Annotated in this window: 17 protein-coding genes and 1 pseudogene; 6 read left to right on the top strand and 12 right to left on the bottom strand. The window is 63.6% G+C overall.

Translation table 11 applies throughout. The features are described from left to right. Positions 1-85: 85 nt before the first annotated feature. The 5 genes from AB0M73_RS43075 to AB0M73_RS43055 are packed head-to-tail and all read right to left on the bottom strand — an operon-like array spanning position 86 to position 3,621. Positions 86-2,200 carry a cell division protein FtsK gene (locus AB0M73_RS43075; protein WP_363904522.1) on the bottom strand — a complete coding sequence of 705 codons (2,115 nt, stop codon included), beginning with the start codon at positions 2,198-2,200 and terminating at the stop codon, positions 86-88. Beyond that, on the bottom strand, positions 2,197-2,769 hold the full coding sequence (locus AB0M73_RS43070; protein ID WP_363904519.1) for a hypothetical protein: 573 nt from the start codon (positions 2,767-2,769) through the stop codon (positions 2,197-2,199). Before AB0M73_RS43070 ends, AB0M73_RS43075 begins: the two co-directional genes overlap by 4 nt. After that, a complete protein-coding gene (locus AB0M73_RS43065; RefSeq protein ID WP_363904516.1) occupies positions 2,766-3,095 on the bottom strand; it encodes a hypothetical protein in 330 nt (109 codons plus the stop codon). Before AB0M73_RS43065 ends, AB0M73_RS43070 begins: the two co-directional genes overlap by 4 nt. Further along, a complete protein-coding gene (locus AB0M73_RS43060) occupies positions 3,092-3,427 on the bottom strand; it encodes a WhiB family transcriptional regulator (RefSeq protein ID WP_363904513.1) in 336 nt (111 codons plus the stop codon). Before AB0M73_RS43060 ends, AB0M73_RS43065 begins: the two co-directional genes overlap by 4 nt. After that, a complete protein-coding gene (locus AB0M73_RS43055; protein ID WP_363904510.1) occupies positions 3,427-3,621 on the bottom strand; it encodes a helix-turn-helix domain-containing protein in 195 nt (64 codons plus the stop codon). The genes AB0M73_RS43060 and AB0M73_RS43055 overlap by 1 nt, the downstream gene beginning before the upstream one ends. Positions 3,622-3,778: 157 nt before the next feature. On the opposite strand from AB0M73_RS43055, the gene AB0M73_RS43050 reads away from it, so the two are divergent. The 3 genes from AB0M73_RS43050 (at position 3,779) to AB0M73_RS43040 (ending at position 6,199) form a co-directional block, all read left to right on the top strand. Continuing rightward, on the top strand, positions 3,779-4,162 hold the full coding sequence (locus tag AB0M73_RS43050; RefSeq protein ID WP_363904507.1) for a helix-turn-helix transcriptional regulator: 384 nt from the start codon (positions 3,779-3,781) through the stop codon (positions 4,160-4,162). Between the two features lie 130 nt (positions 4,163-4,292). Then, the gene (locus tag AB0M73_RS43045; RefSeq protein ID WP_363904504.1) at positions 4,293-5,849 is read left to right on the top strand and encodes a transcriptional regulator; all 1,557 of its coding nucleotides are present in this window, start codon (positions 4,293-4,295) and stop codon (positions 5,847-5,849) included. Beyond that, a complete protein-coding gene (locus tag AB0M73_RS43040; RefSeq protein WP_363904501.1) occupies positions 5,849-6,199 on the top strand; it encodes a signal peptidase I in 351 nt (116 codons plus the stop codon). Before AB0M73_RS43045 ends, AB0M73_RS43040 begins: the two co-directional genes overlap by 1 nt. Here AB0M73_RS43040 and AB0M73_RS43035 read toward each other — a convergent pair. Continuing rightward, positions 6,171-7,688 carry a transcriptional regulator gene (locus AB0M73_RS43035; protein WP_363904498.1) on the bottom strand — a complete coding sequence of 506 codons (1,518 nt, stop codon included), beginning with the start codon at positions 7,686-7,688 and terminating at the stop codon, positions 6,171-6,173. The two genes, AB0M73_RS43040 and AB0M73_RS43035, sit on opposite strands and share 29 nt — an antisense overlap. Positions 7,689-7,987: 299 nt before the next feature. Between AB0M73_RS43035 and AB0M73_RS43030 the strand changes: the two genes are divergently transcribed. Beyond that, positions 7,988-9,175 carry a hypothetical protein gene (locus tag AB0M73_RS43030; RefSeq protein ID WP_363904495.1) on the top strand — a complete coding sequence of 396 codons (1,188 nt, stop codon included), beginning with the start codon at positions 7,988-7,990 and terminating at the stop codon, positions 9,173-9,175. A 1,156-nt stretch (positions 9,176-10,331) separates the two neighbouring features. Here the strand turns inward: AB0M73_RS43030 and AB0M73_RS43025 are convergent. From AB0M73_RS43025 to AB0M73_RS43005, 5 genes are all read right to left on the bottom strand, one after another. Further along, positions 10,332-13,235, bottom strand: coding sequence for an NACHT domain-containing protein (locus AB0M73_RS43025; RefSeq protein ID WP_363904492.1), 2,904 nt, complete (start codon positions 13,233-13,235; stop codon positions 10,332-10,334). 793 nt (positions 13,236-14,028) lie between these two features. Then, on the bottom strand, positions 14,029-14,811 hold the full coding sequence (locus AB0M73_RS43020) for a hypothetical protein (RefSeq protein WP_363904489.1): 783 nt from the start codon (positions 14,809-14,811) through the stop codon (positions 14,029-14,031). Further along, positions 14,808-17,612 (bottom strand): hypothetical protein, encoded by a 2,805-nt coding sequence (locus AB0M73_RS43015; RefSeq protein WP_363904486.1) that lies wholly within the window; start codon positions 17,610-17,612, stop codon positions 14,808-14,810. Before AB0M73_RS43015 ends, AB0M73_RS43020 begins: the two co-directional genes overlap by 4 nt. Positions 17,613-17,632: 20 nt before the next feature. Then, positions 17,633-18,187: a hypothetical protein gene (locus tag AB0M73_RS43010; RefSeq protein WP_363904483.1), complete on the bottom strand. Its 555-nt coding sequence runs from the start codon at positions 18,185-18,187 to the stop codon at positions 17,633-17,635. 579 nt (positions 18,188-18,766) lie between these two features. Beyond that, on the bottom strand, positions 18,767-19,864 hold the full coding sequence (locus AB0M73_RS43005) for a DUF3644 domain-containing protein (RefSeq protein WP_363904480.1): 1,098 nt from the start codon (positions 19,862-19,864) through the stop codon (positions 18,767-18,769). A gap of 502 nt (positions 19,865-20,366) precedes the next feature. Between AB0M73_RS43005 and AB0M73_RS43000 the strand changes: the two genes are divergently transcribed. Together AB0M73_RS43000 and AB0M73_RS42995 are read left to right on the top strand one after the other, a co-directional pair. Continuing rightward, positions 20,367-20,816 (top strand): AbrB/MazE/SpoVT family DNA-binding domain-containing protein, encoded by a 450-nt coding sequence (locus AB0M73_RS43000; protein WP_363904477.1) that lies wholly within the window; start codon positions 20,367-20,369, stop codon positions 20,814-20,816. Continuing rightward, on the top strand, positions 20,813-21,832 hold the full coding sequence (locus AB0M73_RS42995; protein ID WP_363904474.1) for a site-specific integrase: 1,020 nt from the start codon (positions 20,813-20,815) through the stop codon (positions 21,830-21,832). The genes AB0M73_RS43000 and AB0M73_RS42995 overlap by 4 nt, the downstream gene beginning before the upstream one ends. Positions 21,833-21,983: 151 nt before the next feature. Here AB0M73_RS42995 and AB0M73_RS42990 read toward each other — a convergent pair. After that, positions 21,984-22,835, bottom strand: a pseudogene (locus AB0M73_RS42990) (IS630 family transposase); the annotation flags it as partial. Positions 22,836-22,989 lie beyond the last annotated feature (154 nt).

Raw genomic sequence — 22,989 nt, 5'->3', positions numbered from 1 at the left:
ATGGCTAGTAGTATCCGACTAGCATGCCTGCTCAGGATAGGTAGTTCATTCGGAACGCGGACAACGATCCGCTCCTCACGCGCGCTCATGACGGCTCGCCGGTAGAGCCGATTTCATCAGCCGAAAGTCGCTCAACAGCTGCTTTGACCTCGGCCGTCAGGTAGCCGCGCACCCGACGCATGCCGTCGTCAGACGGCACGTACTGCCGGATCGGCTTGCACCCCAGCTCACCCATCTCCCGCCCGAACGCCGTCGGCTCGACGTCCAGCGCCTCGACCAGCTCGGCCGTTGGCACAAACTCTCGCCCGTCCAGCTGCTCGCCGAGCAGCTGCACCACCGACGCCAACGGTTCCGGCAACTCGACCGGAGTCTGCACCGGCTGACCGGTGCCGAGTGCCTTCACCACGGCGGCCGAGTCGATCGCCCGCCGCTCGTCGTCGCCGACTGCATGGCCAGCGAGCGTTCCGGCAGCCTCTCGCAGCGCTCGACCACGAGCGCAGATCGCCCGCCACTCTAGGTTCGGCATGTAGTACGTGCGCACGGTCATCGCGAGCACATCAGTGCCAGCGTCGGTCTCACCATCGGGCCGCAGGATGCCCACGCCCTTGTGACTGGGCAGCAAGGTAGACGCGTCGTAGCCACGGGTGTTCATCTGCTCGCCGAGCACGATGTTCGAGTCCCGCCAGTCCATAACCCGCAGCGCGAACCTCGACCCCAGCACCGCTCGCAGCCTTGACGGGATCGTGTTCGAGTCCGGCCGCTGCGTCGCCAGGATGACGACGATCCCAGCCGCCGGCCCCTTGCGAGCGAGGTAGCTCAGCAGGTCCGCGATGTACTCGCCGAGCGTAGTCTTCTTGCCGCCAACCTGTTCGCGCGTCGGGTTTTCCAGGAACACCTGAACCTCGTCGATGATCACCGCGGTGATCGGCATCCCGAGGCTCAGGTCTCGCGAGATCGCCGGAGTGATCTTCGACTCCGGACAGATCTCATCGTCCAAAGTGGCCATCCGAGCGAAGCGGGATTGGACTTCTGCCACCAGTTCAACCAGGTGATCACGCACAGCCTCCGCGTGGGCCAGCTCGTCACCACAGACGAACCGGTAGGCGATCTGCTCGGCCGCCTCCCAGTCCTTGCCACCCTTCCCGTCGAACACGTACAGCCGTGCATACGGGTCCAGCACCAGCCCAGCCGCCGCCAGCCGAGTAGCGAACGTCTTGCCCTGCCTAGGAATCGCACCGACCAAAAGGGACGTCCACACCAGTGGAAGATCGATCCGCCGCTGCCGAGCATCCCGCCCGAACGGTACCGGCCGCCATGCGTCCCACCGCTCGACGTCGACCAGAGGCGTCCGCAACGGCGGGCCAGCGTACGGGTCTTCATCGGCCACCCACAGGAACACCCGTCCCGCGTGCCCACCCTTGCCGCGCACCCGCTCGACGATCAGCTGCACCTCGTCGACGGCCAATGCTGAGGCAAGCGCGTCCCGATGCTTGATCACGTCGGCCGCCTTACGCGTCGCCGGCAAGTCGACGGTAATGGCCCATCCGTCGCCGACCCGTGCCGCCCGCTCGACCAACCGCAGCGACTCGTCCTTACCGATCAGCTTCGCGTCCCGGAACGCGTCGACGAGCACCTGCGGATCCATCGTCCACGTGAGCGTCCGCGGACCGGCAAGGACCGGCTTCCTTCCGGGCGCACCGTCCTTCCTCCGGCCGGTGATCGCAAGCGTCACCGCCGCGGCACCAGCCGCACACCACAGAGCCACTTCGCCATAGAGCAGGTGAACGACCACCAGCACGGCCGCCGACGCCACCACGACAAGCCCGGTCACCTTCCACCGGAACAACGTCAGGGCGCGAATCTCGACGAACTTGTCCGCCAGCTTCTCGGACTGCTCTGCTGCCTCGCGGTAGTCGTGAACGCGTACCCACCGCCGCCAGCCACGAACTGCCAACACCGCACCCCGACCGACCGCCGAAGCGGACCGGAACGGCGACCGCGCCAACCACTCAATCGCGTCCCGGGTCGTCTGCCCGGCAGCCTTCCGCGACTTCAGCGCCGTTGGCACGCGCCGTGAACACGTCCACCAGTTCATGAACCGGTGCTGTGCGGTCCGGGGCGAAACCGGCACTTCGTCGCCGACCAACTCGCCCTCGAACACCGGATCGGCCGGCACCGGCAGTCTCTCCCCGGCACTCATGATTCGGCCCTCAGCGCCGCCGCCAACCTTGGCGACAGCCCACGCGAACAGCCAGTGACCTCGCGGATCCAAGCAGGTGTCACCTCGACGTCCGGCTTCTTCGCCGCCCTCGCAACCGCGAGGTAGTCCGCGAACGACGTCCGCCGCACCTGTGAACGCTCCGGCTCTGCCGGTACGTCGGTGAACGCCACGCCGAGCTTGTCCCGCAGCTCGGTCACCGCCTCGGCAGCAACGAACACCACCAACGGTGGCACCGAGTGCAGCACGACCAGGGCCGGCGAACCGACCTCGAACGCACTCCAGGTGTTCATGACATACGTGGCCCCGAGCGTGAACCACTTCGCGGCCCGAACCCAGCCGCCCATCCGAATCCCGCGCCGCGCGGCCACCTGCTCCGCCCGCAGGATCGCCAGCAGCACGAGCGACACCATCGGGTCGAGCAGCCACGCCGCGAACCACGCCAGCGACCACAACGGCGAACCGGCCGCCGCGAACTGCTGGACGTTGGTCATCGTGAACGCCAGCCCGAGCAGGATCCCGGTCCAGCAAAGGCGATCGACATCTTTCACCGTCCACCACCACCCCGGCGCCGTGGCTCGGACGTCGTCACCGTCAAGGCCCGCGTCAGCGTGTGCGCGGCGAACAGCGCCGGCAGCCCAAGCGTGGCCAGCGTCAGCCAGCTGCCGCCGCTATAGGTGATCACGATCCACTGCACAACCACGATCAGCGCCGCCGTGAACAGCACCCGTCCGACGAGCGAAACCAGCCGAGCCCCAGTGCGGGCGGCCTCTGCTGCCGCCTTCGCTCGCCGAGCACCCGTTCGCCAGACGAGAACCAGAACCAAGAGGACACCGACACCGGCCATGATCTGCGTCGGTGTGTGGCTCAGCGTCATCGCGAACCCCCGGCACGCTCGCCCCGCTGACGCCAGTACCAGTGCAGCGCCCGCCGGTCGTCCTCCGTCAGCGCGCCCCACACGCCAACCGTGCGTTCGCCGGCCGCTCGTAGTTCAAGCTCCAGGCACTCGTCCTGGACCGGGCAGCCCGCGCACAGTCGCGCTGCCAACGCTCGGTCGGTCAGTTGCTCCTCGTTCCAATCCGGCTCGTCTGCGACGGTCTCGTACATGCAGGCGCCATCGCGCCGCACGATCTCGTCGAGCACGTCATCCGCGACCCACCGCAGCTCGTCAAGCTGCCAGGCGATCACGATCAACCAGCGGTCGTACATCAAGAGGCACCTCCGGACGGCTCACCGAGCAGCCGCGCCACGGCCGCCGCCGGAACGACGAGCCGGCCGCGCCGCCGGACGGTCCGCAGGCTGCCGAGCCGGACGGCACGCGATGCGGTCGAGCGGTCGATGCCGAGGACCCACGCGGCCTCTCGGACGGAGTAGTAGCTCTGCTTGGGCATAGAAGTGCGCATGAGGAATGTCCTTCGATAGAGAAAGTCTGATGGTTTCAGCAGTATGTTGTTGAAATCAGCGCTCGCCGGCGCGCGTTTCGCTAATTGCCGCCGTGTCACGCAGCCGATCGGCGTGGAGCCGCTAATCTCGGCGCTGAGGCGGAGCGCGGAGGAATGGGTGTCTGAGGATTGGGCGGCAGTCGCCAAGGCGATCAACGAGCGCGTGAATGAGCTCGGGTGGCGTCAGCGCGAGCTCGCGGAGCGGTCGCACGTCTCGCAGGCGATCGTCCGCGAGGTGCAGCACCACACCGTCGAGCGGCGCCGCAGTCCGCGGACGCTGGAGTCGCTGTCGACGACCCTCGGCTGGCACCCCAAGCACCTGGATGCCGTGCTGCACGGGCAAAAGCCACCCGAGGCTGACGAGCCCGTCGCGGATGCCGGCGACACCCTGTGGTCCCGGCTCGACGCCCTCGAACAGCGCCTGACCGAGATCACCGACCGCCTCGACGGCATCGAGTCCGGCCTCTCGACGGTCATCGACCACGTCCGCCCGGATCGGTAGGACCGGGCCGTTGGTTTCCGTGTTTCGCATGCCAACAATTCCACTGCGAATCCATCGGGGGAATCATGCGTAAGCGATGCGGAACCGACGCAGAAGCAGTGCGGAACACGATTCTGGGGGCGTTTTGCCGATGGGTTCGGTGAGCTGGACAGGCGAGACCGCATGCGCGCTTCAGGCCGCGTTGCAAATGAGCAATGAGGCGTTCGCCAGTCATCTCAAGATCGGCGTCCGCACCGTCGCGGACTGGCACAAGAAGCCCACTACCAAGCCTCAGACGGGGATGCAGCACCTTCTCGACGGTGCCCTGCAAGCGGCATCCTCAGCCGCACTCGCTCGGTTCGACCAGCTCACAGCCGAACGGACCGCTGGCCCTGCGACCTACGCCGAGCAGCGGCTTGCCAGCGATCCGAACATCGGCGCCGCGCTCAACTGGCTCGACCACCACGCGGGTTGGGAGCCAGGCACCGCACGCCGCAGGGTCGCAACAGCCCTGCCCCAGCTCGATCTGCACGTACTGAGCGACAACGCCAGACGGCGGAGCCTGGTGGATCAACGACGTATCGCCGACGCGCTCGCCGAGTACTACGGTCCCCGCATCCCGCCACACGGCCGCTACGCCGCCGCCTACGGCGGGACAGGTGACGCCGTAACGAGCGTGTTGACTTGCCCAGATTGGCTGGACCTCGCTTGCCCGCTCATCGCGAGCAACGACCGCCTGTCGGTCGTTCCTGTGCCCGCTGACGTCGATGTCACGTTGGACGACGAAGGGGCCGCGCTGGCCGTCCAACGGCTGGCCGCGTCTTTGACGGCTGGGATTCGTCTCATCGACACGCCGCTGTACCGACTGCTCGGCATCGACGTCCGCAAGGGTCAGATAGCAGGCTCGGTCGGCACCACGAACTTCGTCGGGTACGCGGTCACAATGGACCTGCTTGAGGCTGAACTGACTGAGGCAATCGCCACCGACGCCGCGATCCGCCCGGGATCGCTTCCACTACGCGACCGATACTTGCCCAACATCGCTTCCGTTCTCGACGTGTCCCGGCGTCTCTGCTCAGGCGGAGCACTCGCCCTGACCGCGATTGCCCGACCGGCAAGCCCGTACCGCGGCGAGGCTGACTACGTGCTTCTGGTGCAGGAACGCTCTGGCCGTGTGCTGAACGCCGCTCACCGCCTGGCCGTCATCCCCAAGGGCTTCCATGAGCCGATGACGGACATCCGCGCCGACGCCCAGATCGGCGCCACGCTCCGGCGGGAGATGGAAGAGGAGCTGTTCGGCCGCGACGACATCGACAGCACCGTCACCGACTGGCTCCGAGCAGACCCTATGCATCCGAGTCGTCTCTCCGAGCCGATGCGTTGGCTGATGGACGTGCCCGGTCGGCTCCGGATGGAGTGCGCCGGGTTCGGCCTGAACATGGTCAGCGGCAACTTCGAGTTCGCCGGCCTCATCCTCATCGAGGACGAAGATTTCTGGACACGCTTCGGTGGACAGATCGAGGCGAATTGGGAATCGGCCAGCCTGCGTCAATATTCCAGCGTCGACCCCCAATTGCTGACCGAGCTGATTGGCGATGTAGCCTGGAGTAACGAAGGGCTCTTCGCGCTACTGCAAGGTCTCCGGAGGCTGGCGCAGATCGGCGGAAACCGCGTCAACCTGCCCGCGATCGACTGGAAGGTGCAGTAGTGGCCCCCACCTGGTACCACGGCAACGCCGCCGACGACGGACAAGACAACCGCGGGTGGATCCTCGGCCACTTCATGGACCCGTCAACCGGAGTCCGGTCGACGAAGGACGTCGAAGTGAAGTGGGGCATCCACCCAGCCGGCGACAAGCGCCCCGAATGGACCGCCGACGACCAGCGCACCACGCTTCTCTTGTTGGTCGAGGGCCGCTTCAAGCTCGACCTCACGGAAGACAGCATCGTCCTTGAGCGTCAGGGCGACTACGTGACCTGGGGTCCGGGCATCGACCACTCCTGGGAAGCCCTGACCGACGCCGTCGTCATCACCGTCCGCTGGCCGTCGCTTCCATAGTCGGCGCGTTCACGCGGTCACCGCCGAGCTGCGCCAACCGCCGCAGCCCCTCGCAGAACGCGAACAGCCCCTCATTGCTCCAGCTCTCGTCGCTGACCAGCTCCGTCAGCAGCTCGCGGTCGAGACTGGAGTACACCCGAAGTCCTGCTGATTCCCAGTTGGCTTCGATGTGCCCGCCGTACCGCGCCCAGAACTCATCGTCCTCGATGACCACCAGGCTGGCGAACTCGTAGTTGCCGCTCACGAGATTCAATCCGAACCCGGTGCACTCCATCCGCATCCTGTCGCGCTCGTCCAGCAGCCATCGCATCGGCTCCGACGCCCGCCCTGGATGCATCGGCGCCGCAATCCGCCGGGTCCTGACCGTGCTGTCGACCTCGCCCCGGCCGAACAGCTCCTCTTCCATCTCCCGCAGCAACGTCATGCCGATCTGCGCGTCCGCCCGAAGGTCGTTCATCGGCTCGTGGAAGCCCTTCGGGATCACCGCCAGCCTGCCCGCCGAGTTGAGCACGGTCCCGGACCGCTCCTGCACCAAGAGTGCGTAGTCTGCCGGCCCGCGGTACCTGTCCGCCGGCCGCGCGATCGCGCACAGCGCGAGCACGCCGCCCGCGCACAGCCTGGGAGAGATGTCCAAAACGGACGCGAGGTCTGGCAAGTACTTGTCCCGCAACGGGTATGACGACCTCTTCGCCACGATCACGTCGACAAGCTCGCGCTCCAGCAGGTCCATCGTCAACGCATACTCAGCGAACGTCGTCGCCGCGACCACCCCCGTGATCTTCCCTTGCCGTACGTCGACCTCCACCAGCCGGTACAGCGGCACATCTGTCATCCGCACTGCCGAGCCGGCTACCTCCGCAAGCCGCTTCACCGCCGCTTCCAGGCTGACGTCGTCGCAAGGCCGGAGTACGGCCGGCACCTCCGATACGAAGGTCAGCTGATCGCCCTCGCCAAGCGCGCACCCAAGATCAAGCCACCCCGGCCGCGTCACAATGCTGGTCGTCACTTCCGTTACGCCACAACGAAATCTGTACCTGCCATGCCCCGGAACCGACTCGGCGTAGTACTCAGCAAGCGCGTCCGCCAACTGTGTCCGCCCGATGCTTCTGCGGCTCGCCGACCGATCACCCGGCGCGCTTCCGCGTACCCTGCGCTCAGCCGTCCCCGGCGCCCAGCCTGCATACTCGTCGAACCACTCCAGCACCGCGCCGAAGCGCTCCTGGACCACCGGCACGTCGACACCACCGCCAACCACAGGCCGTGCCAACAATTCGTCGACGCTCATCCCGAAGATGCTTTCCAGCAACCTCGCCGTCGCCGGCCGCACCGGCCCAAGCGACTGACCCTTCGGCCCATGCCCAGCAACGAGCCTTTGCAGGTGCCGAACCCCAAGCGTCCCCGGCTCGCCGTGCTCGCGCGCGTACCCCTCCGCATACTCCGCGAACTCCTCCAGCGTCTGCCGCCGCTCCCAGATCCTCTGTTCGAGCACCGTTCGAAAGGTGCGCACCCCAGACCTCCCGTCCCCGCGCCAGCCGTGTCGTCCCAGGTCGCCCTCATGTCGTCCGGAGATCGTTCCGCTGACGACGCGCTGATGACATGGTGATTTCAGTCTGACACGGACCGCTCCATCCGGTCACCCGAGCCGTCCGGCGGCGTGGCCTCCGCGCCGCCTCAAGCGCCGCCGGACACCCGCAGGGGCCGTGCACCAGGTTCCCCGGCCTTGGTGCACGGCCCCTGCTTCACCGTCGCGAGGTCGCCATGACACATCGGTCTTCCCTGTTCAACCGCTTGGCCGCGCTACGCCAGACCTATACCGGCGAGACCAGAAGCGCCGTCGTCCCCGAGATCCACTACAGCCTGGCCGGCCTCGACTCCGACGACCGCGCCCTGCTCCGCGCGACCCTCGACGGCACCCACCTCGACCCGCTCCCGCAGCACCTCCGCGGACTGCTGATCCCCGACGCCATCAGGCAGCCTCAGCAGCACTTCGAAGCGTCTGTCCTCGACGCCGTTAGCCGCGCCGGCTTCCTCCATCCCGAGCTTCTGCGCATGGTTCGCCCTCAGCGCGACCGCATCGATCTCCATCTCCAGCCCCAGGCACTCGCTCCGCTCCTGCGCGAGCTGCTGCCCTCCGAAGACCCGGACGGCACTTTCCGCGGCATCCCCGGCCTCCGCGCCATCGTCCACCGCCGCCACATCGAGCTGTACCTGCTGCACAGCATCCCGAAGGCAACTCTCCTGCTCCCCACCATCAGCTACCGCAGCTGGACTGAAGCCCTGGCAGAGATCGAGTCCCCGCAGAACCCCTTGCGCTGGCTGGGAAACGACCCCACTCCACTACGACCGACCGAACTGGACACTGAACGCGACAAGCCTCACGCCGCCCTCGCCAGCGCCATCTTGCGTCGACTTCAGCTCCTCCCCACACCGCCCGAAGTCACAACCTCCGTCGACCACCCCGGTCTCTGTGCCCTCGACTGGTGCGACGGCCCGTCGACAGCACACGTCATGCACGCGCTCGTCCACCAAATCGGCGGCATCTCCACCGCGAACAACCTCTCCACCGCCGCCACCCACCTCGCCCTGACCACCCCTGCCGGCCGCCTCCTGCTACGCGGTCCCGACCTCCGAACCGGCCCAACAACCGGGAGCCACGCCATGACCGACCAGCAACGCCCACTGACCGCCGAGGCCCTGTGCACGCAGATCGCCGCCAGCATCACCGGCGGCGACGTCTACGCCTACGGCGCCGACCCATCAGATCCCCTCGTAGGCGGCTACGCCTGCACCACCACCGTCCTGGCGACAACCGGCGGCCGCCAGCGCTGGTTCAAGGTCAACGTCGAGGAGATCTATCCCGAGCAGCTCTCCGTGCTGTCGCCTGATCACGACATGCTCGTCACTCTCGCTCGACGCGCGGACGCGTCCCGCCCAGCGTTCGGCTTCGGTGTGCCGCTGACCGCTCCGACCCCATGAGCCCAGACGAACCGCTGTCCTCAACTGCCGCTTGCACCTCCGGTGCGGGCGGCAGTTCTACATTCCGTGACCCATTTCGTGACGCCACGCGGTAGTCTCGAACGCGCTGTCACGTAACCAGTCACGAAACAGAAGGGTCACGCCGTGAAGTGCCCAGGATGCGGATCACCCCTACCTGCCGGTGCCGGCCGTGGCCGACCGGCCCGCTACCACAACGCAACCTGCCGCCAGCGCGCCCGCCGAGCTCGACTGGCCGCCGTGCACGGCGACGTGTTGGACGCCCTGACCGCCGTCGAATCAGCCACGAGCGAGGTCCGCCGCGCCATCCTCATCGGCGGGAGCCCCGACGACGCCGGTCGCCAGCTCGCCCATGCTGCCGCCGAACTCACTCAACGACTCGGACTCCCTCGCCCCGGCTTGACCATCGAACCTGTCGCCGGCCGTCCTGTCACGAAATCCGTCACGCCGCCGAGCGAGGAGACCGAGCTACCGCATCCCGTACCTGCACCAGACGTCACGAAACCCGTCACGGAACAGCCGTCGCCGGTACGACGCCCGCCCTCGCGACGAGCTGCACCCGCACTCCTGGACCTGGATACCGTCCGGCAGGAACGTTCCGCCGACCCCATTCGTCCAGGCTGGCGAGTCCTTGCCGGCCCTACTGACGCCCCTGTCCTGGTCGGATTCCTTGAGCCGGTGTATTCGGTCACCGGACGTCGCTCCAGCCGCTGGGAGGCGCGCACGGAACGACTTACGCTCATACAAGGCGGTCCCTGGTGCAACCGTGATCAGGCGTTGGCCAACCTCGTCGACGCCTACCAGCGAGTCGCAAGGAACACGCCGCGAGCCCGATGACGGTCTGAAATCCGTCCACCAAAGGGTGTCACGGAATCTGTCCCGGAGCAGCCGAGACCAGCACGCAGGCCGAGAAACGTCTAACTAGCGATAGCCTAAGTCGATACATCGCCAAGAGCATGAACCTAGATGCTATTCACGTCTACAGCACCAACCCTGGAGGTTCCTCTGGCGGGTGGTGAGGCGTGTAGTATTTCCTCTTAACGGCCGCCATGGCGACCAGCACCAATTCAAGGTGGACGTCAAAGAAGTGTAATCCGAATGATCGCTGATGGAACCTGTCCTACTCCTTTCACACCGACTATCGGCGAATTTTCCGGCGATCCTCTTCGTCAACAACCTTCACATTGGTTCCGAGTTTATCAACATTAACCGGCCGCAGCCTACTTCCAACGCATATGGTTAGCGGTACAGGATGATCGGCAAAGGGCTTCAAATCCACTTCATTCGCCTCGGCGCCGTAGAAATCGATCCATCGCAACGCATGACACCGCGCAACTTTCGCCGCGTCAACAGAGTCACAGTTCATTAGAGACAACTGCTCTAGCGACCTCAACTCGACCAGACTTTCCAATGATACAAGCTTGCCGTGTCCGCCGAACCGGAGGATTCGCAGACGATCAAGGTCGACAACGGGGGAAAGATCAACAACGCCGTCGATGTTTGTGATAAACGAAACGATATGACACTCGCCCGCCAAGGGTGTCAAATCATTGCCAGGCAATTGTTGCACGAAGACGTTCACCGAATCTAGGTTCTTGAGAAACCGTAAATTTCGAATGTGAGCTAGGCTTCCAATGTGTATTTTGCCATTGCTTAGCGGCGCCTCTGCAAGCACTTCTCGCGCGTATCGCTCGCTCGGCGCGAAGTCCCATCCCCACGCTAACTCAGATTGTACATCTTCTCGATCGTCTAAGGCGTATGTGCCAAGTAGCTTAATTGCAGCATCGCCGCCAATGAAAATTGCTGTCCGAACGCACGCTGCCGCAACGGCAGTGGACTTTTCAGTAAGGTCTAACGGAAGGTGTCGCAGGACTCGGTCGCCAACTCGCGCTAGCGATCGCGCCTCGACGCGTCGGCGTGGTGGAGCAACCCTGCTTAGTGCGTCCTCAACTTTATCTATAGTGTCCCGATCTAGAACCGGGGCCATATCTAGTGCAGCGCAAGCTAACAGGCGCAGTTTCCTGCCGTGTCTACTTTCGCCTGATGCTCGGTCTAGAATGGCCTCAATTACCAACTTGCGAATCGGCACTGATGCGTGTCCTACACTCATTATGACCGTTTCGCGCCATTGATCGAGATGCGCATTGCGTACCAGCACATCTGCATAGTGTTCGTCAGCCGCGTACTTTCCAGCAAGATATTCTTGAAAGGTGCGGTGAACGAAATCGACCTTCCCCTGCACAGGTTCGCGAATTACCCCACTTCGATCTAGGAGGTACCTCAGAACCGGTGTAGCTTCAAGTCCATGTGCCTCCGGTATCCTTATAATTGCCGAAGAAATTTGGTGAACGGCTTCAGGGATTGCTGCTTCAGAACGCGCACAGAGCGTCAGCCACCACGCCAGGTGCTGCAAGATAGTCACCTTCGCCACTGCGCTCATGGTAATCTCTTCGGCGGCAGACACTTCCCGTTCAGCATCGCGCCGCTCAAGTAGGAGTTCGAGCGCCGATCCATAGAGCCGCATCTGGTCTTGAGGCAACTGCTTGTGCCGGTCGAGATTGAGTGCACATAGCATGGCGCATAGAAGCGGACTGGTGGCTAATGTCCTTAGGTGCCGTTGCGACTCAAGTTGCCGCAAGAGTGATGATTCATACTCATCAAGTTCGTCTATTTCGCACGGCAGATTCCCTACATGCGCACCCCAATCACGAATAGCCGCATGCCACCTATGACTAAACTCGACAATATCAGACGGCTTCATTGGTTCAAGAAACAGAGAAGTAAACCCTTGGTCCTTGAGCCAATTAGGTTCGGCAGCACCCGGTCGCGAGGTGACGATTACATCAGTATCGGGAAATGCAATCAAAAGCTCTGATAGCCATTTTCGAACCTTCGGGCGGCGTTCAAGTCGCAGTTCGTCAACACCGTCGATCAAAAGGATCGCATTACCTTCCATGAATCGACGAACTGTCCAATTCTCCGGTTCCAGCGATGCCAGAGGAGCCGCATTTTCTGCAACCAATTCGTAAAGCTGTGGAAACCTGCCGTCTGGATAACTTCGAAGGCGCACAACGAACGGAATCTTTCCATTCCATCCCGTAAGTGGGCCGCCGAAATTCCCGCGGGCGGCAGTCACCGAAATCCATTGCAATAGAGTCGTTTTGCCCGAACCTGCCTGGCCGCGCAGAAGCGTCCTTTTAGATCCGGCTAGAGCAAACTCGACGCGAGAACTCGCTTCGACGGCAGATTCGCTAACCAGAGGCAGCCAGTCCGGGTTACTTTCACGGGTACGCTTCTCTGCAGTACTTCCAGATACCGTGAGGCTCAAGTATGCAACCGTGACTGAAGTTTGTGGTCTGTACCGCCTTATGTCGACGCCAAACAACTCTAGTTGGTCCATCGTTTGGCTAATATAGCTCAAGTAGTCACGCGCAAACTCCGCATCAAGCGCATCCCCTGAAGGGGCGGCCAACGTCGGGCGTGGGAGCCGTTCTAGTACTTGATTTATTCCATCTAGGACTGAAGTTAACCGCGCGAGAAGTTCCACTGCCGCGCGCGGCTGAAAAGCGGGGAGTTGGATGATAACACCGGCCATGCAGGAACAACTCTCTTGCAACACGAGATCAAAAAGCGTAATCGCAGCTTCGCTTAGGCCTGCCCGTTTTGGGATATCGGGAATCTTCTGTAGAACAGCCCTGGCCAACTTGTCAGTTTTTAAATCTGAGCTGAATATCAGTGTATCTGTTAGATCTACTTCAGACAGCGCGTCGACAACCGCATCGAGAGCGGACTGACGTTCATTTGAAGGCAGGTTATGGATTTCCATCCCCATGGTGGGCATAATGCGTTCCGCAATAGTGTCACCGATTTGCTCAAGCTGACGCACAAGCTTACGTCGAACTAGACGATCGACCGTTGAAAGTTCAACCAAGTCGGCTAACTGGGTTTCGCGCTCGATTCGACTTCTTCGATCTCCAAGCCAGGCCTTAGCGACATGTAGGACAATCTGCTTTCCTAACGCAAGCCCGAGAGTGTCCAGCATGTTGCCCTACTTCCAGTTTGCATGTCGTCAAATATGGATCATCTCAGTGTGGCTCTACAGGACTTAGCGCACCGACGCTGCCTGTGTTACACGTAGTGACCGTATTGTGACGTTAGATCGCGTAGGCATCTGTCCTACGCATGCATCCTGCTGCACTGCAAGAACTGCATGCTCCAGCTTCGAAGCCAAGTATTGACATGTCGGCGAACCACGGCTTCGGAGCCCTGCAGGGCAACGACCCGCTCTGACCTGGCCTATCTCTCTCCAGTCCCATGCCACTGACGCCACCGGACGCCCTCAGTGTGCTCATCGACCTAGTTCTGAGGGATGCCCCGAGCGGAAAGGACAGGTTCATGGCCACCCGTCCCCAGGTTGCACGACAATATCTCTGCAGCTCAGCATAGGTCTGGCCCCGTCCCAGCGTTAGGGACGGGGCCAACGCGCGGTCGGTCCCCTCGGGACGGCCTCCTTCGGCGTTCGTTACGCGACGTCTTGCAGGAGAAGCCGTGTAGTTAGTGTGCAAGATCGGCCTCGGACACTGGAAAATACGCCCATTCAATAATTCAGGCGCCCCTAATCGGGTTGCCCAATTTGTTGTTCACGCATGTATGCGGTCGCGTGTCGACGCATCTGCCACCGTCGCAACAAAGTTTGATTTTCAAACTGGTAGTCGCGCGTTGGCCCTCCGAACGCTTCAGCCACGTTGAAACTTCTGGTCGAAGTTCCATGTAAAGTAATGAACCGATGAGGCGTAGTTGAGCAGCTTCACTTGGTTACTTAACGGTCAGATGATTCATGATCCGGTAGCCTCGCCATCGTCACGGCGATCGGCCCCGGAGCGAAGGTCGTCGAGGTTGCGGGCCTGCTCGGGGTGCCCGGTGCTGTGCAGGGCGGCTGCCAGCACGCGTAGCAGCTCCTTGGTCTGGTCAGGAGTCAGGGATCCGAAGACGGTGTGCAGCGTTTTGGCGACCTGCACCCACAGGGTGTCGGGATGCCAACGGGTGACCTCCGCAACGATCTCATCGGCCTGCTCCGCACTGGGGAACACGCCCAGCCGCGTGTTGGTGTTCAGCATGAGGAACAGCCGTGCCGAGGCGGGGTTGTCGAAGCACTCCTCACGGAGGAACCGAAGGGTGGCGGCGGTCTGGCGGCGGGCGAGTTCGTCCAGGTGCGCTTCGCGACGAGCTTGCTGCAGCGCGTGCGCCGCGCGGGTATCGTCCTCACCTACTGACAGGGCAACGGTTACCGAGCTCAGCACCGCGCCGTGCATGGTGTACGGCAGGTGCCGGGCCACCTGTTCGTTGACACTGTGTTGTGCGGCGTGACGCTGCAACACGCCCCACTTGCCGGTGGCCTCCTCGACCTCAGCTCGGGCCCAGACCGCTGCCTGTGAGACCAACCGTGGTACCACGGCAGGCTCATCGGTGCCGGCCTCGCCACGTCGATGTACGGGGCCAGGACGGACGATCAGATAGATGTGCGCGGAGAACGCCAGATGGGCGTCGAGGCTGTCGACCCGGTCGGTCCAGTCGTATTCCAGCGGAGGTGGCTGCCGGCCCCGGCGCCACCGTGTCACGAGCCGCCTCCGTCGTAGCGCCGGCTTTGCGCGTTCTGTTGGATATCGGTGTCCAGCGCGGCGCTCAGGTCCTGGTAGAGCGCATTGCGCTGCGGGACACCGGTGGACCATTTCCGCGTGACGCCCCGGACAACGTCGCGGGTCTCACGGTTCTCGGCGGTGTTTCCGCGGACGGCCAAGCGGAGCACGTCCAGCACGTCCTGACGTTGGGTTGGGTCGCTGATGGCCGCGTCGAGCCAGAGGGCGACCAGAGCTGAGCTTGCCTCGCGTGCGACGTCCAGGTGGACGCTCCAGCATCGAGCCAGCACCGCGCGGTCGGGGGTGTAGTCGCCCGTCTGTCTCAACAGCGCCACCCCTCGACCGCGCGCGCTGTCGCCCACATCATCCGGAGTTGCGCCGTCGTCGTCGGCATCGGCCGGACGAGCGACGGGAGATTGGGCGGTGTCAGTGATGGCGGCAAGGCACGCGAAGGCACCGCTGCCGGAAATACTGTGCTTAGCGGTGTCGCACCAGCCGGCGATCTCGTTGACCAGACTCGTGCGAGCAGAGGATTCCTGCCACAGCCGAACGATGACTTGTTCCAGGAGGGGCAGGACTTCGGCGTCGTTGTGACCGCCCGCGTGCTTGAGCCGCACCAGGGCCTTGCTGGTGTGCAGCTTGGCGAAGGGACCAGCACAGATCTGGAGGACCACCGGAGCCAGATGGGGCTTTTTGGCCCAGTCCAGCAGCAGTTGATGGACGTAGCGCTGATGCACCACGAGGGGCCCGTCGTCGCGGCCGACTTCTGCCGGGTCCGCGCCGTCGGCGCATGCGACAGTCGAGAGCACCTCGACCAGTTCCTGCCACATGGGGCGGGATGATTGGCTCCAGGCCGATGCGAGCTTCGCCAGCGGCGTTTCTCGCTGGTGCCGCGCGGCCCAGCCCAAGGCGAACCGCGTGATGCGGCGCGCCGCGGCGCGCCGCTGTTCATCGCTGACTGTCTCCAGCGGATCGCCCGCTTGGGAGGCAGGGGCCTTGGCCAACCAATCCAGGAACTTGCCGCGGGCCAAGGGTCGGTCCACCCAGAAGTACTCCAGGATGGACTCGGCCCAGCCAGGTCGCGGAAAGCGGATGCGGTCGTCGGCGACGAGTTCGCCGCTGACGGCGTCGAGCATCGCAATCACGCCCGGGGCGTCCTGTCCCTTGGGGTCCACCACACCGCGGCCGCCGAATGCCCCGTTGAGCAAAGTCGCCCCATGGTAGACGTGGGTCACCGACAGACCGGTCAGTGCGGCAGCGGCCAACTGGAAGTCCCGTTCGAATGCGGTACGGGAGGGATCACGATGCCAGTCCAATAGTTGCCGTCGCCATAGGCCGCGCGAGTTCACGACCATCGCAATCCTGCGGGTAAGCAGCGTTTGGGCGTCAAGCGGGACCTTCGCGGTGTCGGGCGAGGTCGAGTCGGAAGGCAGCAGGTGTGGCGGCGTCTGCTCGGCGGCCAGGATTTTTTCGGTGAGCTCGACAACGCCGACGGTGTTGCTCTGCTCGACCATCCGCTCGATGTCGCGATCCTGCAGCCATCCGTTCACATCGATGCCGGGCATTCGGCCGGTCAGTTGTGCGCGTGCCACCGCTGCCGGTCCCACGCCGGCGAGCAGTTCGCGCGCGCTGCGCCAATGAGCGGACGCGCTGCCGCCGATACGACGCCAGTGGTCCGGCCTGGTAAGTATGATCAGCCGCCCCTGCCGCTCGGCCAGCAGCCGGTCCAGAGTGGATAGACAGTCGCCAAAGGTCTTGTCGACCTGGAAACCGTCCTCATCCGCGGGTATCTCCAGCAGCCACACCCGGTCCCGCACCATGGGCAGCCTGTCGGCCACGAAGTACGGTGATCCACCGAACAGCAACCGCGCGACATCGAACACCGTTTCTTGTGCCCCAACCAAGCGGCCCTCGAACGCGTCGGGTGCCGCAGCATGCTGCCCACCAGCAAGTGGAGTTGCTGAGTACGAGGCGGGTAGATCCATCGAGGCAACTGTTTGCGGCTGCGGCCATCCGGTTGAACCTTGGCCGGCGGCGTCGGAGTCGATCGCTGTCGTGTCGAAGGATTTCGTGGATTGCGCGCCGTACGGAAGGGCCGCCGTCAGCCGGTCGCGCGTGGCTCGCAGGCCGGCCAGTCGGGCAGCCAATGCCTCGGCGTGGGCGGTACGGCCCGCGTTCTCCTCGATGTCCAGCACCACGATTCTCGTCTGATGGCGCACCATGTCCACCAGGCTGTCGAACTCTTTCGGGCTGGCATGAGTGTCGAGCGCACGGCTCAGATGAGCCTGGCTTAGTGGCACCTGGTCCAGCGGCACCACACCGTTGTTCACCAGCATCATGCCGATGACCTTGCCGCCGCTCACTGATCCGACCTTGATCGCTGCGCTTGCCCAAGGCGCGCTGGTTGGGGTCGGCGATGCATCGAGGCGTTGCGCATCGGGTTCGGGCTGTTGAGCGCTGTGGACCTCGCTGGCGGCGGCGTCCGGCGCATGACTCGGGACCACATCGGGCTCGGATTCGACGCCGCCGAACCCGCTGCTAGGAACAGAAGTTCCGTCGAAGTGAACTCCGGCGGTCACATCGATGCCAGCCGTGTCCGGTGGTGAGGTCTGGCTCAGGTCCGGCTCAGGTCCGAGCAGTGGTTCGGCTTCGGCAGCAGTGTCGCCAGCGGCCTGGGTACCGTGCTCGTTGCTCGCCGTGAACCCGGAGCTGTGCCCGGTTTCGCCCCCATCGTCAGGTCCTTGGGCGGAGTTCGAGTCACCGCGTGCGCCGAAGCGGTCCAACCACCTGCCACCGCCGGTGCTCAACGAACACCGCCCGCGCGAAACCCGGTGACCGAGCCACCCTCGTGCACAGTGCCGATCTCCTGCCTGACGTGAGTGGTCCCGTTCGCCGGCGAGGCACCCAGGTCCGCACCCGTCATCACGCCGCGGACGTGATCGGCCCTCTGGTCGACCTCGATCAGCGAGCGCACCGCGGCACCCAGGTCGACCGGAACGCCCTCCATGAGCTCCAGAGCGGTATGAAGCCGCTGCACAGCGTCCAGCAGGACCGCATCACCCGGTTCCAGTGCGAGGTTCTTGGCGCGGTATACGTCCAGCACCCGCATCGCGCTGATCACCTCCTTCTCCGCAGCGTCCTTGTCTGCGACATCCGCGCCTGCCGCCAGGTTGTGCGATCCCTCGGCTACTGCGGTGCCACCAACAGTCGCCGTAGTCGAAGCATCTTCCGATGCCGACCCAACAGCGGCGCGGCGTTGTGCCCGGCGGTCAAGAGCAGCGTTGGCCCGGTCAAACAACAACTTGACGGCGTATCCCAGACCGACGGCTCCCAGCGCGGACAACGAGAACGGATCCATAGACCGACGACTCCCCAGTGAGGGTGGACCTTTCGGCCTCGTGGCCGACGGCAAACATCGGAGCACAACTGTTCCGACGCCGGGCACCTTTCCTTGGCCTTCCACCCGATCGGCGCATCACGATGCTTAAGGCATCTAGGTGGTTTGATGTCGTACCTAACCTGCCATCTGCCCCGCATAGCGGCAGTTCACTGTGATCGCCGAGGAGACAGGCCGCCCCGGCGGTGGTAACTAAACGTAGTGTCAACTATCGTCTGTCCGAAAGATACGTGGCATCAGAGGGAAGTGTGCGACCAAGTGGGTGGCGCTATAGGCGACGGACCGCTGTCGACGTGACGGTCTTGTCGCTTGCGGTATCCCGCAATTCAATCACATTACGATTAGTAGATGCCGTCGCGGGTCGATTCGTTACCTAAATAAGGAGATATTCTAAAACGCAAGGAGTATGGGGTACTTTAGAGTGAATGCAACGACCGTAAACGTAGCACCGCCTGGAGGCATTCTTAAATGAGTTTAATCTTAAAGCGACGCATATCGACTGGCGGCATCGAATCGGTCAACGTAAGTCAAACTTGCTCGCTAACCTATCACAAGTTCTTCAAGCATTTCGGGTGATTCCTTAACGCGCGGGTCCTCGCCGAAGAACTCCCGCCAGCCTCCGTATGTGACCAAGAGCTTTGTCAGCTTGTTGACGAAAGCTTTCGTATACCCGTAGTCCCCGTGCATCTCATCATACAAGCAGTACCGCTCATCCGTTCGTTCGGGATGGACGGAACCGACAGTCGGCCTCACGCCGAGCTTCTGCCAGGACCTGATGAAATGACCGCGATGGAAGACGAACGGCAGTGCGGCGGCAACGGCCGAAATTACCCGGTTTGGCTTCATCAACTCCGGGTTGACCACGCCACGGCGTTGCTCACGGATGATGACCAAGCCCTTGCGCCCCAACGCCTCCACTGCATCCTTCTGCTCTTCCGTCAGATCATCGAACCTCGTGAACTGCAACGCCAACGCGTCAGGGTCACGAGCAACCAACTCGTTGACGAGCCGCAATCGCAGCTCGTAGCGCCGATCGTTGGTGATCTCATCCGACAACCCAGAGTGGTACTCGGAGATGAAGGTCCGCAACGGCGCCGGCAACGCCGAACGCAGCCGCAGCAAGGTAGCTTCACCAGAATCGGTGAACGTACCGATGAACACTGGGAACCTCAGCTTGGTGGCAAGCGTCGCCTCTTGGCCGAACTGCGCGACCAGCTCCTCCTCGTAGTTCAGCAGGTGCGCCTGCGCGAGCCCTCCGAGAGCGGCTTGGAGACTAAGTTGTGACTGCGATGCATACCTGTGTTCGATCTTGTTCCGCAGTCCGACGAAGAACTCGATATTGCTCCGGACGGGATCGACAGACGGCCATCGTTCAACCACACACCGCGCCAACTCCCAGCGCTTCGGCTCGCCATCAATCTTCTCTAGGCGGTTTGGCCGATCTCGCCTCCAGTAGCGGAAGTCAACGCCATCACGGGTAAAGATCGCATGCAACAGGTACAGGTACGCGAGGTGCATGTGAACAACGAAACCTTCGAACGCACGCGCCTCAGATGGGTCGTTGTACAGCCTGGCAGCGAGGCACGCTTCGGACCGAGACGCCTCGATCATCGGCCAGTATCTCTTCGGTCGAGCCATGCGCGCGCCTCCTTGCTTCCGCGCTGCTTGTGTTTGGAGAGCGCTAACGCGCCTCGATGCGTTACGCCCAACTCGGACGGTCGATTCGATTCCACCCGATCGGGCCAACGTTGCCGTGCGTGGAGCCACGCGATTGGCACGGGCCAAGTAGGTCGTCCCGTCCCAACTGGCGTGGTGCTACGGCGCTTGCCAGAGACTAGAAAGTGCTGAGTGGGACGGGGTTTATCACCCCGTCCCACCCTAGGAAGATGACCTGTCCGCGCAGGTGGAAGCCTAGTTCGAGCCCGTCCCGCACATCCGTCCCCACGCTGTTGTACGGATGATGGCTGGGGACAGGTCGAGCGACAATGCTCAGTCCAGCTCAAGGCGTAGGGATAAAGAACAAGTCGCTCCTCGGACACACTTTCGTGGCATCCACACCACATCTGACGTACCAGGGTTCATACCCCATCAAACACGTCTGTCAGGCGTGTTTGACCGCCCCGAGTAGCTCTTCGGGCCGGTGGTCGTGATGATCCGGCCCATTATCCCCGGTCACGCCGTCGACACTCGCCAGGCACTTATTGCCCCAACAGTGCGGCGTCCGCTGCCGCTGCCGGCAATTCCCGCGGCGCCTGCTCGCCGGACCACAGATACCGTCTATCAGACGGTATCGATCGACGACCGCGGCCGATTCACGCATCGTGCTCTCCTCGACATCCTCGGCTGGACGTCCAGGACCCGCCTCATCACCGGCGTACAGAACGGCCGCCTCGCGTTCCGGCACAGCGCCGATGGCGCGAACATCATCACTATTCACGGGCGCGTCGCCATTCCACGGCAGCTTCGTCTCGCCGTGAACCTCCGTCCGCTCGACCGCGTCCTCCTTGCCGCCGACCCGGAACGACACCAGCTCGTGGTCGTGCCGGCGGCGGTGTTGGATCGGCTGTTGGCAGACGGAGATGCTGAATGACCGCCTCAGCCGCCGAGCTCAACGCGGCCCAAATCATTCTGGCCAAACTCGGCATCAGCGCCCAGCAACTCCTCGCCGAGCCGGCCGACCACAAGCCCATACCCACCTTCCGCACCTATATCCCGATCGTGTCGAATGCCGTCGGCGACGGAACGCGACGCGTCTACGGCTCCTACTGGAACATGATCCTGGCCGAATGGCCGGACCGCGGGCTCGACGAGCCCACGCCGACCGAGATCAAGGCCCTGGCCGAGAAGGTCAAGGCAGGCGTGGTGCTCCGCCGCAACGCCCGAGGCGGCCGCGGCGCCGCCGAACACCTCATCGCGGCGATCCGATGCGTCTACAAACACGCCGAGAACGACAAACACATCCGCGCGGACGACAACCCCGCCAGCAAGGTCAGCAAACCCCGACGACTGCCCTCCACCCGCTGCGCCATCTCCGACAACCGACTGGGCGAAATCAACTACGTCGCCGCCAGCACCGGCAACGACCCCGAACTCGACACCCTCGTCCTACGCCTCCACACCGAAACCGCCTGCCGCCGCGGCGGCGCCCTCGCTCTCCGGCCACAGGACCTCGACGTCGAACAGTGCCTCATTCTCCTGCGGGAGAAAGGCGAGACCATGCGCTGGCAGCCGGTCTCGCCGACCCTCATGCGCCACCTCGTCGAACACGCCGAACAACGCGGTGGAGGACCTGACCAACAGCTTCTCCGATACGCCGACGGCACACCCATCACCACCCGCCGCTACGACCACATCTGGGTACGTCTGGGCCGGCATCTACCGTGGGTCGAGATCCAGGGCGTTTCCACGCATTGGCTCCGCCACACGACGTTGACGTGGGTCGAGCGTAACTTCGGCTACGCAGTCGCCCGCGCCTACGCCGGGCACAACGACAACACCAACGACGCCGGCACCACCACGACCTACATTCGGGCCACCATCGAGGAAATCGCGAGCGCACTCGCCGTCCTCACCGGCGAACCACACCCACTCGCGGCGAGCCGCTAGTCAAGCGCTTCCTCGCTGGGTGCCACAAGCGCACCCAGCAAGGAAGCGTCGGGATGGCAATTCGACGGCGTTGTGCGGAGAAAATCGCCGTCGGCGATTTTCCAGGTTGACTTCACTCCTCCCTGAAGTCACAGTTACATCTAGTGGCTCGTCACGCAACCTTGGTCAGGTAATGCGTCCAGGTCCGGATCGGTGAGTCAGTGGCGAACCCGGTCTTGGGCTGGGCGTGGGCGTTGCGCCAGCGGACATAGGCCGCGATCGCGGAGTTCTGCTCGGCGTGGCTGCGGTGATCAGTGCCGTTGAGCGCGAAGTAGCGCAGCGCGGCGAACTCGGCCTCGATCCAGTTCAACCACGACCCGTAGGTCGGCAGGAACACCAACTCGACCTGGCTGTTGGCACACCACGTGCGAACCTTCGGGTGGCGGTGCGGGGAGAAATTGTCCGCGGTGACGTACAACTTCTCACCAGGCCAGCGAGCGCGCAGGGCCTTGAGCAGATCGAGGAACTCCCGGTGACGTTTGCGGTCGCGGATCCGGTAGAAGATCTTCCCGGTGGCCAGATCCAAGGCGGCGAGCATGTGCATCACGCCGTCGTAGCGGTTGTAGGTGGCCCGCTGACGCTGCGGCTTCCCGGTCGGACGCCACGCCTTTCCCTTACGCGGCTGCAGGTTCAGCGGCCCGAACTCATCAACGCAGACCACCCGGCCGTCGTCGGGTGGCTGGTCGTAGAGGTCCAGGATCCGGTGCATCTTGGCGATGAACTCCGGATCGGTGGAGGCCTTCCACGTGGTCGTGGTCTGCCAGGTGACACCGCCGGCGCGCAGGATCCGACGCAGCGTCTCCTTCGAGATAGCCGCCACAGTGCCACGGTTGAGCAGGTGTTCCCGTAGCTTCGTGAGCGACCAGGTGGCGAACGCGGTGATGCCCCAGTCGGTGGGGGACGTCCGGGCGATCAGGCAGATCCGTTCGCGGATCTTGTCACCGATCGTCTTCGGTCGTCCCCCTTTCCATTTTGGACACCGTTGGCGAAGTGAATTGGATCGTTGTCAGGCGGCGGGACGCAGTGTCCCGCCCCGGGTTTGATGGAGACATCGAACACCCGGAGGATTCACTGCCATGGCGGCACCACGGAAGTACCCCGACGAGTTGCGGGAGCGA

It is taken from the genome of Kutzneria sp. NPDC051319 (assembly GCF_040682195.1).
Lineage (GTDB): Bacteria > Actinomycetota > Actinomycetes > Mycobacteriales > Pseudonocardiaceae > Kutzneria.
The sequence above is the reverse complement of the archived record's forward strand: the minus strand, read 5'-3'. Positions and strand labels throughout refer to the sequence as shown.

Excerpts from the sequence above, each read along its gene's own strand:
- AB0M73_RS43075 (WP_363904522.1), bottom strand. The coding sequence starts at position 2,200 with ATGAGTGCCGGGGAGAGACTGCCGGTGCCGGCCGATCCGGTGTTCGAG.
- AB0M73_RS43065 (WP_363904516.1), bottom strand. The coding sequence starts at position 3,095 with ATGACGCTGAGCCACACACCGACGCAGATCATGGCCGGTGTCGGTGTC.
- AB0M73_RS43060 (WP_363904513.1), bottom strand. The coding sequence starts at position 3,427 with ATGTACGACCGCTGGTTGATCGTGATCGCCTGGCAGCTTGACGAGCTG.
- AB0M73_RS43055 (WP_363904510.1), bottom strand. The coding sequence starts at position 3,621 with ATGCGCACTTCTATGCCCAAGCAGAGCTACTACTCCGTCCGAGAGGCC.
- AB0M73_RS43045 (WP_363904504.1), top strand. The coding sequence starts at position 4,293 with ATGGGTTCGGTGAGCTGGACAGGCGAGACCGCATGCGCGCTTCAGGCC.
- AB0M73_RS43025 (WP_363904492.1), bottom strand. The coding sequence starts at position 13,235 with ATGCTGGACACTCTCGGGCTTGCGTTAGGAAAGCAGATTGTCCTACAT.
- AB0M73_RS43010 (WP_363904483.1), bottom strand. The coding sequence starts at position 18,187 with ATGGATCCGTTCTCGTTGTCCGCGCTGGGAGCCGTCGGTCTGGGATAC.
- AB0M73_RS43005 (WP_363904480.1), bottom strand. The coding sequence starts at position 19,864 with ATGGCTCGACCGAAGAGATACTGGCCGATGATCGAGGCGTCTCGGTCC.
- AB0M73_RS42995 (WP_363904474.1), top strand. The coding sequence starts at position 20,813 with ATGACCGCCTCAGCCGCCGAGCTCAACGCGGCCCAAATCATTCTGGCC.